At 43.1% G+C, this 12,375-nt stretch carries 8 protein-coding genes and 1 pseudogene; 6 read left to right on the top strand and 3 right to left on the bottom strand.

What is annotated here, in order from left to right:
• Positions 1-95: 95 nt before the first annotated feature.
• Both F991_RS03680 and F991_RS03675 read left to right on the top strand, forming a co-directional pair.
• Positions 96-845, top strand: a pseudogene (locus F991_RS03680) (YqaJ viral recombinase family protein); the annotation flags it as partial.
• Positions 846-975: 130 nt separating this feature from the next.
• Positions 976-1,872: a recombination directionality factor gene (locus F991_RS03675; RefSeq protein WP_004669008.1), complete on the top strand. Its 897-nt coding sequence runs from the start codon at positions 976-978 to the stop codon at positions 1,870-1,872.
• A 103-nt stretch (positions 1,873-1,975) separates the two neighbouring features.
• Here F991_RS03675 and F991_RS03670 read toward each other — a convergent pair whose 3' ends face one another.
• Entirely contained in the window at positions 1,976-2,572 is a 597-nt protein-coding gene (locus tag F991_RS03670; RefSeq protein ID WP_004669007.1) for a putative adenosine monophosphate-protein transferase Fic, read from the bottom strand.
• 12 nt (positions 2,573-2,584) lie between these two features.
• A complete protein-coding gene (locus F991_RS17015; protein WP_000935322.1) occupies positions 2,585-2,755 on the bottom strand; it encodes a YhfG family protein in 171 nt (56 codons plus the stop codon).
• A gap of 299 nt (positions 2,756-3,054) precedes the next feature.
• Here F991_RS17015 and F991_RS03665 point away from each other — a divergent pair, with 299 nt between their 5' ends.
• The 4 genes from F991_RS03665 to zorA are packed head-to-tail and all read left to right on the top strand — an operon-like array spanning position 3,055 to position 11,134.
• Positions 3,055-5,340 carry a type I restriction-modification system subunit M gene (locus F991_RS03665; RefSeq protein ID WP_004669006.1) on the top strand — a complete coding sequence of 762 codons (2,286 nt, stop codon included), beginning with the start codon at positions 3,055-3,057 and terminating at the stop codon, positions 5,338-5,340.
• Complete coding sequence (locus tag F991_RS03660) at positions 5,340-6,695, top strand: restriction endonuclease subunit S (RefSeq protein ID WP_004669005.1); 1,356 nt, start codon at positions 5,340-5,342, stop codon at positions 6,693-6,695. The genes F991_RS03665 and F991_RS03660 overlap by 1 nt, the downstream gene beginning before the upstream one ends.
• Positions 6,692-9,940 carry a type I restriction endonuclease subunit R gene (locus F991_RS03655; protein WP_004669004.1) on the top strand — a complete coding sequence of 1,083 codons (3,249 nt, stop codon included), beginning with the start codon at positions 6,692-6,694 and terminating at the stop codon, positions 9,938-9,940. Before F991_RS03660 ends, F991_RS03655 begins: the two co-directional genes overlap by 4 nt.
• Before the next feature lie 48 nt (positions 9,941-9,988).
• The gene (gene zorA, locus F991_RS03650; RefSeq protein WP_004669003.1) at positions 9,989-11,134 is read left to right on the top strand and encodes an anti-phage ZorAB system protein ZorA; all 1,146 of its coding nucleotides are present in this window, start codon (positions 9,989-9,991) and stop codon (positions 11,132-11,134) included.
• 39 nt (positions 11,135-11,173) lie between these two features.
• On the opposite strand, the gene F991_RS17010 is transcribed toward zorA, so the two are convergent.
• Positions 11,174-12,318 (bottom strand): IS3 family transposase gene (locus F991_RS17010; protein WP_155757138.1). Its coding sequence is split into 2 segments (ribosomal slippage): positions 11,174-12,054 and positions 12,054-12,318, totalling 1,146 coding nucleotides; the frame shifts between segments, so codons are not numbered across the junction.
• Positions 12,319-12,375: the final 57 nt, after the last annotated feature.

Raw genomic sequence — 12,375 nt, 5'->3', positions numbered from 1 at the left:
AACCGCTCTTTCTCTAATTTCGGGGGTATAGTTTGGTTTTTTCATCGGAATAGTCTCTCAGAATATTGAGTCTCCGACAAACCTGGTACGGTTCAATTGCTGAATACTACAGCATGCATACCAACCATAAAGTCCGTCGGGTCAATGCCATCTTGCAGCATCCAGACGAAGACAAACAGTTTATGTTGGCAAATCTCGATTATGCCGTGGTCGGCAATGACGAAGTGCAAATCTTGGAGTGTAAAAGCGTTGGAGAATATGGCTCTAAGCTATGGCGGGAGGGTGTCCCACTGTATGTACTGTGCCAAGTCCAGCATCAACTGGCAGTGACAGGCAAACAAGCCGCACATATCTGTGCCTTGATCTGTGGACATGAAACCCGAATCTATAAAGTCAGTCGAAATGAAACCGTGATTCAACACATCATCAATGCCGAACGTCACTTCTGGCAATGTGTGGAATCAGGTATTCCACCGAGTGTCGATGCTTCTGATTCCGCTGCCAAAGCTTTAAAACAACTCTACCCTGAACATATTCCACTGTCGGTTGAAGACCTGACCCAAAATGAACAAGCCAACTACTTATTTAGACAATTACTGCAAGAGCGACACAAAGTAGAGCAACACCAGCAATACTTTGATGAACTAAAACATCAACTGCAAATGATGATGAAAGATGCAGAACGTGCAGTGTTTATTGATGGATCGGTGACGTGGAAGAAGTCACAAGACTCCACCACATTAAATAGTAAAGCCTTACTCAAACAACACCCTGAATATCTACAGCAGTTCCCACAAATTAAAGTGGGGGCACGAAGATTTCAGATTTATCTGAATGGTGGGTAAAGCAGACATCCTGAACATCCATCCATATCAACTCAATCAACAAAGAAATCTATCGATCCCATACCCAAATAGGTGTGGGATTTTTTTATGCATCAAATTTTATTTATACATCTATATTGAGGACATCACCATGATTAAAGGTTTAGCAATTGCACCACCCGTTTTAGGACGTATCAGTATCGGCAAGATCGTCGAAAAGAATGGCAAACGACTCCCTGAAAAGGATGACCAATTTACCATTACTAGCCAAATCCAAAATAAGGATGGCTGGGTCAAACATCCACTCGATGAACAACTAAGGGCTAAGGCACCGAATCAAAAACTCAGAAGCATTCCAGTGCGGATGCTCTTCAATGATCCCGAACTAAACCTACGTGCAGAGTACACTTTATTTGACCGACAAACCGGGCGAGTGATCTGTACGGGTAATGGGGAAACTTGTCAGCGATTGGGACAAAATGGCATTGAACAACATCCATGCCCATCTCCTGATCTATGTCCACTGGCACAAGGTGGACTATGTAAACCCTATGGCAGACTTTACGTCAATTTAGATGAATCAGATGAGTTTGGCACCTTCATCTTTAGGACCACAGGTTTTAATAGCATTCGAACCTTAGCAGCACGACTCCGTTATTACCATGCAGCATCGGGCGACTTGCTGTCATGCCTACCTTTACAACTCACTCTTAGAGGCAAGTCTACGACACAAAGCTATCGTCAGCCCGTGTATTACGTGGATTTAACCTTACGGGAAGGCGTGGATTTACAAACCGCGATTCAGACAGCCAAGGAGATTGACCAACAGGGAAAACAGGCAGGGTTTGATCAGGCGGCATTAGATCAGATTGCACGGCAGGGTTTTGCCAATGCCAAGTTTGAGGTGCATGCAGAGGAGGGGATGGAATTGCTGGAGGAATTTTATCCACACAGTGACAGTGCTGTAGATACAGAGCATTCAGCGCAATTAGGCTACGTGCAAGAGATTCAGCAGGGGTTGCAGCAGAGTGTTAGAGCTGTGAATTGAGCACAGTTGAATTATCTAGTCAGCTTGGTAAGTCAATTAATGGATTCTGAACAAGTTGGCTAGTCACTAATTGAAGGGAGCTTTGGCTCCCTTAATTTTTTTGTTATTCAGGAGTGATAATGCAGGCTTCAAAAATAGCGATCAGTCCATCTAGCCGGCAGTTGAATCCATCAATATTGGCCTGCATCCAGACTTCCTTATTGTTAATTTTACTCCACTGTACCCCATAGCCGCAGTGAGCAAGTAGGTGTTCAAAGAAGATACGCTGGGTGCGTCCATTGCCTTCACGAAATGGGTGAATCACGTTGACTTCACAATAAAAATCAGCGATTTTTTGGATAAGTACTGGTTTGGCTAAACCTTGAAAATAGTGCTGCTGCTCAAGTTGCTTGAAGAGCTTATTGGCTTCAATTTCAATACGCGGGAAGGTACAAAAGCGGGTATCGCCTTTGGCAATATCCACTTGTCTTAGTTCACCTGCCCAGGCATACAGGTCTGAAAAGAGCTGAAAGTGAATGGATTGCAGGTATTTGAGATCGTAAGGTGGCTCGGCATACTCAATGCGTGTGCTGGCATACTCAGTCAACTCCAGTTCTGCCTGTTGCAGAATTTCAGCATCCTGAATGTTCAGTTTGTTTTTAAGGACGTCCGAGTCGGGGTAACAGTAAATGCTGTCACCCATTTCACCATATTTATCCATAAGGAAGCCTGATCACGATTCCGAGGTCTGTGAGAATTTCTTATATTTCTGTAGAATCTGAGCTTTACTTAATGCCGGTGCGGTTGAGGACGGGTTAATGCCTTCCAGCTTTAAACTGGCTTGATAATTCTGCAAGCGCGTAGCTTGGATATATTTTTTTTTCTGTTCGAGAGTGTTTAGCATTTTGGAATTTCCTTGAACAAAGGTGATGTAAGCCTAGTTTAGCAGATGGGCTTATAAATAGGCACGGCTTTCAAAAGCAGGGTTGTAGCGTTATGGTGGATGAACCTTCTATGAGAAAAATCTGAAACCAGACGACAAAATTTGTCGCTTAACTCTCATGCAATAAATGAATCATCAACAATCTGCTTTTAAATAATATAATATTATCCAACAGTTAAAAATTATCAGTATTATCTCTAGCAACCGAAGTGTCGCCAGATACTGATCACAGATAAGAATTCAGGAATTGATTCGCTACTATGACCAACAATAACTTTTCTCAAATCGCTTCTTTCATCTGGTCGGTTGCCGACCTGCTGCGTGGTGACTTCAAACAATCGCAATACGGTCGCATCATTCTGCCATTTACCTTGTTACGTCGTTTGGAATGTGTACTGGAAGAAAGCAAGGCTGCGGTACTGGCAGAACATGAAAAAGTCTCCAAGCTGAATCTGCCAGAAGAAGCTCAAGAAAAGTTATTGCTGCGTGCCACCAACGGTCTAGCCTTCTTTAACACCTCCCCAATGGATCTTAGCAAAATGGGGCAAAGTGATATCAAGGCCAACTTAAGCACTTATGTGCAAAGTTTCTCTAAAGATGCCCGTGAGATATTTGAATACTTTAACTTCATCGAATTTGCGGGCTTACTCGATGATGCCAACCTTTTGTATAAAGTCGTGCAAAAGTTTGCTACCACGGATCTGAGTCCAAAGAACGTATCCAACCATGACATGGGCTTGGTGTTTGAAGAACTGATCCGACGTTTTGCCGAAGGTTCTAATGAAACCGCAGGGGAACACTTTACCCCGCGTGACATCGTACGTTTGACCACTGCACTGGTGTTTATGGAAGATGATGACGTGCTGACCAAAGACGGCATTATCCGTACCATTTACGACCCGACAGCCGGGACGGGTGGTTTCCTGTCTTCAGGCATGGAATATCTGCATGAGCTGAACCCAAATGCGGTGATGCGTGCCTTTGGCCAGGAACTGAATCCGGAATCCTACGCTATCTGTAAAGCCGACATGCTGATCAAAGGGCAGGATGTGAGCCGGATTAAACTCGGTAACACACTGTCGAATGACCAGCTTGCTGTGGATCAGTTTGACTACATGCTGTCTAACCCACCTTTTGGTGTGGACTGGAAAAAGATCGAACAGGACATCAAGGACGAGCATGAACAAAAAGGCTTTGATGGCCGTTTCGGTGCAGGCTTGCCACGTGTGTCCGATGGTTCATTATTATTCCTGATGCACCTGATCAGCAAGATGCGTGATGCCAGCAGTAGCGAGAGTGGCAGCCGCATCGGGATTATCCTGAATGGTTCACCATTGTTTACTGGTAGTGCAGGCAGTGGTGAAAGCGAGATCCGTCGTTACATTTTAGAGGCCGACTTGCTGGAAGCCATTATTGCCTTACCGAACGACATGTTCTACAACACCGGGATTGCCACCTATATCTGGGTACTCAGCAATAAAAAAGCCGCTGAACGTAAAGGCAAGGTACAGCTGATCAATGCCTCAAACCTGAGTACCAAAATGCGTAAGTCGCTGGGTTCAAAGCGTAACTATCTGACTGAAAATGAAATTGCCACCATTACCCAGAACTATGGTGATTTTGTCGCGGTAGATACTTTGGCAAACGATGGCGAAACCGAACAGCAAAAACCATTCGCCAGCAAAATCTTTGACAGTCATGAATTTGGCTATCGTCGCGTGACCATTGAACGTCCATTACGTTTATCGGCACAGATCACGGATAGCGCGATTGCTGCATTACGTTTTGCGCCAAAACCGTTTAATGCCGTGATGCAAAGTATCGATGCGCAATTGGGCACAGCCTTTGGTACAGTGTGGACAGCAGAAACTTATGGTCAGTTGCAGGACGTGGCGCTTGAAGTTCGTGCCCTGATTAAAGCCGAGTTCCCTGAGCTAAAAGAAAAAGACATTAAAGAGGTACTGGACAGCAAAATCTGGCTGTTCCAGAAAGCCCTGATGGAAAAAGCCCAAGCTTTACAGGACGTGATTGGCACTGAGCAGTTTGATGACTTTAACCAGTTTGATGAAGTCTTGAAGAAAGCCCTCAAGCAAACCGACATCAAGCTGGATGCCAAAGAGAAGAAACAGCTGTTAGATGCCATTACCTGGAAGAATCCGGAAGCGGAACCAGTGATTAACAAGGTACTGAAACAGGTTGAAAACCCACTGTATGGCCAGTTTAGCTACCAAGGCAAAGTGGTCGAGTTTGTGCAGGATGGTGATTTGCGTGATGCTGAGAATATTGCGCTGAATCCAAAAGTCAGCACCACGGAACTGATAGAAGATTACTTTAAACGTGAAGTACAGCCACATGTGGCCGATGCCTGGATCAATGCCGACAAGCGTGATGAAAAAGATGGCGAGATTGGCATTGTGGGTTATGAAATTCCGTTTAACCGTCATTTTTATGTGTATGAACCGCCACGTGATTTAAGCGAGATTGATGCCGATCTGGATGCGGTGAGTGCCGAGATTATGCAGCTGCTGCAAGAGGTGCATTCATAATGGTAAAGTATCAAGCGTATGCGGAATATAAGGATTCAGGTGTGCAATGGATTGGAAATATTCCAAAAGATTGGAAATTTTTAAGAGGAAAATGGAAGTTTAAAAGCTTGAAAGAGGTTAATCGCGATTTACAGTGTATGGATCGATTAGCTTTGACTATGAATGGTGTGATTGAACGTAGCATTGATAGTGATGAGGGATTACAACCTGCTGAATTTTCAGGCTATCAAATTTTTGAAAAGGATGATTTAGTATTTAAATTAATTGACTTAGAGAATTTTAAAACTAGCCGTGTTGGATTGGTATTTAAAAGAGGAATCATGAGTCCTGCATATATACGTTTAAAACCATTCGTAGGTACAGACTCTAAGTTTTTCTATTATTTTTATTTTGACCTTTATTTAAGAGGTGTATACAACCAAATTGGTGGACAAGGGGTGCGTTCTGCTTTGAACGCAACAGACTTACTAGAGATAGAGGTTTGTATTCCATCATTATCAGAACAAAAGTTAATCGCCAATTTCCTTGACCATGAAACCACCAAAATCGATCATTTGATTGAAAAACAACAACAACTGATTGAACTGCTCAAAGAAAAACGTCAGGCGGTGATTAGCCATGCCGTGACCAAAGGACTTGACCCCAATGTCCCGATGAAAGATTCGGGCGTGGAATGGTTAGGGGAAGTGCCGGAGCATTGGGCTATACCTCAGATTGGTTATCATGCCGAAGTTACAAAATTAACAGGCTTTGAATATACAAATCTATGGGCACCAAATGATGATGGAGAAATTATTGCCCTGAGAGGATTTAATATTCAAGAAAGATACTTGGATTTAAATAAAACAGAAAGAATAAGTCAAAAACTTTCTTATAAATTAATTCGGTCAAAACTTTATAAAAATGATTTAGTTTTGCCTTGTACTGGTACTTTAGGCAATGCTGCACTAATCGATAAAGATAATACTTATCACATTAATCAGAATATCGCGAAAGTTACGTATGATAAAAAATTATTTTTTCCTGAATTTTGCTTATATTGGATGACAAGTCTACCATTTAGACAAATGATAGATTTTAATAATACTTCAGGGATGCAACCAGTTTTGCTAATTGGAGATATTCGCAAATTACCAATAGTTTTGCCTCCTTTAAGTGAGCAGGTAGAAGTCGTATCTTATTTGAATATAAAGACTCAAAAATTTGATAGCTTAATCAAAAAAGCAGAATCAGCAATTTCACTTATGCAAGAACGCCGAACCGCTCTCATCTCAGCCGCAGTCACTGGAAAAATTGATGTGCGCAACTGGCAAGCACCAAATGTTGCTGAGGCAGACACGGAGTTCAGCGCATGAGTCTAGACGCTACCCGTGAAAGCATTTTCCAGAACGACATCATTCAACAGATGCTGGCCAAAGGCTGGCAGCTCGGTACGCCACAAGGCTACAACCGTGAAACCGCCTTGTATGAGCAGGACGTACTAGATTTTGTGCAACAAACCCAAGCACAAGACTGGCAGAAGTTTCAGCGCATCTTTCCACAGGATACCGAACGGCATTTTCTAGAAGCCGTGGTTGCCCAGCTGAAGAAAGCCGACATCAATGCCACCGATGAACAATCCCGTACCTATGGCACTTTAGGTGTGCTGCGTCACGGAGTGAAAACCCGCAGCGCACGTTTTTTCCTCTGTCAGTTTAAACCAGAACATGCGCTAAATCCCGATACCTTAGCCAATTACAAAAAGAACATCTGCCGCATTGTGCCAGAGTTGGTCTATAGCCCGTATGCTACGGCTGCCGAGTTACAGGACATGGGCAAACAGGCCAAGAAATGGCGTATTGACTTGGTATTGTTTATTAACGGCTTTCCTGTTGCTACTCTCGAACTCAAGTCCGAGTTTAAACAGGCGGTGCAGAATGCCATGTTGCAGTACAAACGCACCCGCTTGCCGAAAGATCCAGAAACCAACAAGCCTGAACCCTTGCTGATGTTTAAGCGTGGCGCATTGGTACACTTTGCCGTGAGTCAATACGAAGTCTATATGGCGACCCAACTGGCCGGAGAAGATACCTTCTTCCTGCCGTTCAACAAGGGTACAGCGGAAGGTGGTGCAGGCAATGATGTGCCAGAAGACCAGAATCAGTACGCCACCGCCTATCTGTGGAATGAAGTCCTCACGCCGGACAATTTGCTGAATATCATTGGACGTTTTGTCCATCTGCAAATTGAAGAAAAAGAAGACTGGGAAGGCCGCAAGTACAAAAAAGAACTGCTGATCTTCCCACGTTACCACCAGTGGAATGTGGTCACCAAACTGATCAATGCCGCATTAGAGGAGGGCACTGGACAGAAATATCTGATTCAGCACAGTGCAGGTTCAGGAAAGTCCAACTCGATTGCCTGGACAGCACATCAGTTGTCGACCCTGTACGATCAACACAATCAGAAACTGTTTGATTCGGTGATTGTAGTCACTGACCGTACCATTCTGGATGCCCAGCTACAGGACACCATCTACCAGTTTGAACATGCCGATGGCGTGGTCGGACGCATCAATAATAAAGAAGGCGATGGCTCCAAGTCGGAAAAACTGGCCAAGGCACTGGAAACATCACAGCCGATTATCATTGTGACCATCCAGACTTTCCCCTTTGTGTTGCGTGCGATTGAAAACAGCACCAACCTGAAACAGCGACGTTATGCGGTGATTGCCGATGAAGCGCATTCTTCACAAAGCGGCTCTACGGCACGACAACTGAAAGAAGTGTTGATGCTGGAAGAGCGCGAAGAGGATGCTGAACTGTCTTCGGAAGATATTCTGGATGCGGTGGTGGCTGCACGTAAGGGCAGTAATAACCTCAGTTACTATGCCTTTACCGCGACACCGAAAGACAAAACCCTGCAACTGTTTGGCCGTGTACCCAATCCTGAGCTACCACCCTCCAAGCAGAACAAGCCAGAAGCTTTTCATGTCTACTCCATGCGTCAAGCCATTGAAGAAGGCTTTATTCTGGATGTGCTGAAAAACTATACCAACTATAAAGTGGTATATAAACTCAAACAGAAAATTGAAGAAGCCGACAAACAGGTCGATGCCAAAAAAGCTAAGATCAGACTGAATCAGTGGGTGCGCCTGCATGACCACAACATTTCTCAGAAAGTGAAAGTCATTGTCGAGCATTTCAAAAATAACGTGATGGGCTTATTGGGGGGGCAGGCTAAAGCCATGGTGGTGACCAGTTCACGTAAAGAAGCGGTGCGTTACAAGCTGGCCTTTGACAAATACGTGGCGGATCAGGGCTATAAGTCCATTCAGGCTATGGTCGCATTCTCTGGTGAGGTTGAGTTTAATGACAAGGATACCGACAGCAGTGGTTTAGTCGGGCAGACCTTTAATGAACGCAACATGAACCCGGGACTGAAAGGTCGGGAAATGCGCAAGGCCTTTGACAGTGATGACTATCAGGTGATGCTGGTAGCCAACAAGTTCCAGACTGGCTTTGACCAACCGAAACTGTGTGCCATGTACGTAGACAAAAAGCTGGGTGGTGTTGAGTGCGTACAAACCTTGTCACGCTTGAACCGTACCTATCCGGGCAAAGCGGAATCTGGCACCTTTGTCTTGGACTTCTTTAACGATCCCGAAGACATTCTTGGGGCCTTCCAGCCTTACTACCAAACCGCAGAACTGGCTGATGTATCGAATCCGGATCAGATCTTTGACCTGTTTGAAAAGCTGAAAGCTACCAAGATTTTTCTGTGGACGGAAGTTGAACAGTTTGTCGAAGCGTTCTTTACCAAGAACAAATCCAATGCCGCGATCAGTAACATTTGCAAGCCTGCGGTTGAACGCTGGCAGAAACGTTATAGTCAGGCCATCGAAGCCTATAACACCACCCGAGACATGCTGGAACGCTGCAAGAAAACCAATGATGCGGTGCTGATTGCCAATGCCGACAATGCCTTTAAAGAGGCCAAGTTGGAAAAAGACAAGCTGGAAATCTTTAAAAAAGACTTGGGAAGCTTTACTCGTTTTTACGAGTTTATGTCGCAGATCGTGGACTACGATGACAAAGAACTGGAGAAGCTCAGTCTGTATGCGCGTAACCTGCGTCCATTGCTGCGTGAAACCGCAACGAAAGATGATGAGGTGGACTTAAGTAATGTCAGCATGAGCCATTACCGCTTGTCCAAGATCCGTCAGCAGGATATCAAGCTGAAAGAAGATGCTGAAGATTTCAAGCTAGAACCGGGCAATGACCTGGGGGCAGCCAAGCCACGTGATAAGAAAGAAGAGTTCCTGTCACAGATTATTGAGCGTCTGAATGATGTCTTTATCACCGATAACCTAACCGATAAAGACATGCTCAACTATGCCTATACGGTACGTGACAAACTGGCGGAAAATGAGATTGTGATGAAGCAGATTGCCAACAATACCCGTGAACAGGCCATGCTGGGGGATTTCCCGAAAGCCATGGATGATGCCATTCTTGGCAGTAGTGCTGCACATCAGGAACAGATGATGCAGTTGCTGTCCGATCCGGCGAAAGCCAGCATATTTGCACGGGTGATTTTTGATATGTTGAGCAGTCGATAATTTTTAAACATTTTAGAATTAAATTTTTGAGTATAGGGGTGTATTGATATGTTGGCTTTTGCTGAATTTCTGCAGGATTATTTTATCATTCCTGTGGGAATGCTCATTTTTGTATTATGGATTGGGTTTAAATTCTATTCTAAATATATCAAACCTGCTAAAAAGTTAAGTGGGCAATTATCAGTACTAATTAATGCCTTAAAAGGAATGGAGGAAAACTCTAGTCTAAATAAGCATTCATTAGATGCAAAATTCGAAAATGATACGCCTTTAAAACATGCTTGGTTGAATTACAAAAATTCTTTTCATGACATCTATGAAACTCTAGATGGAGAAGATGTTCTAGTTTCCTCACGTGCAACGGTATCAAGTGATGTATTTTTTTCACAAGCTGTCATTGTGGATACCCCTTTAAGAGTTGAGTTTTATAAGCACTTGCCAGGTATTATCACTGGTGTAGGTATTATTGCTACATTTGCTGGCCTTCTATTTGGATTATTAGCTTTTGATCCCGCAGGCGATCCAGCAAAAGTTCAAGACAGTTTAGGCTTATTATTAGGTGGGGTAAGTGAAGCATTCATGGCTTCTGCACTTGCGATAGGGACTGCAATGATTATCACTTGGCGCGAAAAATCGTGGTTGCGTCAGTGTTATGAACAGTTAGAAACTTTAACGACAGAAATTGATAAGCTTTTTGAAACTGATTCCACTGGAGAAGAGTATCTAGCTAAATTATTAAAATCCTCTCAGGCAAACGAAACCAATGCTCGTCAATTAAAAGACAGCCTTGTTAATGACTTAAAAGTCATGATGACAAATTTGGTTGAGGAAAATAAAAAGAATCAGATTGCTTTTGCTGCACAGTTAAGTGAAAGCTATGCGAAATCAAGTCAGGATATGGCGACCCAGATTGGTCAATCGATTACGGATACCTTGCAAGCACCTCTAGATAAAATTGCGTCTAGCGTACAACAAGTGAGTAGTGACAATGGTTCAGCCGTCCAAGAACTCATGACTGATGTGCTTACAGCCTTTATGAATAAATTGGAGTCTACGTTCGGCAGTCAAATGACGGGCATGACTGAGATGATGACTCAATCAGTATCTGCTATGAAGGAAATGCAATTAGGTTTCTCTCAATTACTGACAGATATGAAAATTAATAGTGAAACAGAGGTGGTCCCACTTGTTTGAACAACTAAAAGCTTATTTATAAGTGATACTCTGCTCTAGTTAAGCTACCTTATTTTGTTGTGGTAGCTGGTCATAGTAAAACTCATCTGGAGTCATTTTGTCCAGACTCGAATGAGGTCGTTTCAAATTATAAAATTCAAAATATGCGTTTAATTGCTTCTTCGCATCCAAAACATTGCTGTAGGCTTTGAGATACACCTCTTCATATTTAACGCTCCGCCATAATCGTTCAACCATCACATTATCAACCCATCGACCTTTACCATCCATACTGATTTGAATGCCATTTGATTTCAATACATCAATAAATGCATCACTGGTAAACTGACTGCCTTGGTCTGTATTAAAGACTTCAGGTCGGCCATATTTTTCAATAGCTTCATTTAATGTTTCTATGCAAAATGTAACCTCCATACTAATCGATACTCTATGCGCAAGTACCTTGCGGCTATGCCAATCAATCACAGCACATAAATAAACAAAGCCTTTTGCCATAGGGATATACGTTATATCCGTAGACCACACTTGATTACTGCGCTGAATAGCCAATCCTTTGAGCAGATATGGATATTTACGGTGAGCTTGATTAGCCTGGCTTAAATTTGGTTTGCAATATAACGCATTAATGCCCATTTTCTTCATTAAAGTACGTGTATGACGTCGTCCTATATGATGTCCTTGACGATTCAATAAATCACGCATCATACGGCTACCTGCAAAAGGGTATTGCATATGTAACTCATCCATACAGCGCATCAGCTTCAGATCTGATTCACTCACAGGTTTTGGGCGATAGTAATAACAACCACGGGAGACTTTCAGCAGCTTAGCTTGCTTAGATACTGAAATCTGAAGTGAGTCATCGATTAACTTTTGTGGTTGAAGCGACCCAGTTTCTTCAACACACCTTCTAAAAAATCAATTTCTAATGCCTGCTCACCGATTTTTGCATGTAGTTTTTTTAGATCGATGGGTGGTTCTGTTGGAGCTTTTGATTGATCGAAAGCTTGCGAGGAAGCTGAAATCAGTTGATTTTTCCAGTCAATAATTTGGTTTTGATGAACATCAAATTCAGCACTCAATTCAGCAAGTGTTTTTTCTGCTTTAATCGCAGCAAGTGCTACCTTAGCTTTAAAGTCATTTGAATGATTTCTTCTTGGTCTACGTGTCATAAAATACTCCATATATTGATGTTTATAACATCATTTGGGGAGCAAAATATCACTTATAAGTGTTGTTCA

It is taken from the genome of Acinetobacter sp. CIP-A165 (assembly GCF_000367985.1).
Lineage (GTDB): Bacteria > Pseudomonadota > Gammaproteobacteria > Pseudomonadales > Moraxellaceae > Acinetobacter.
This window is presented reverse-complemented; position numbering and strand designations above follow the sequence as displayed.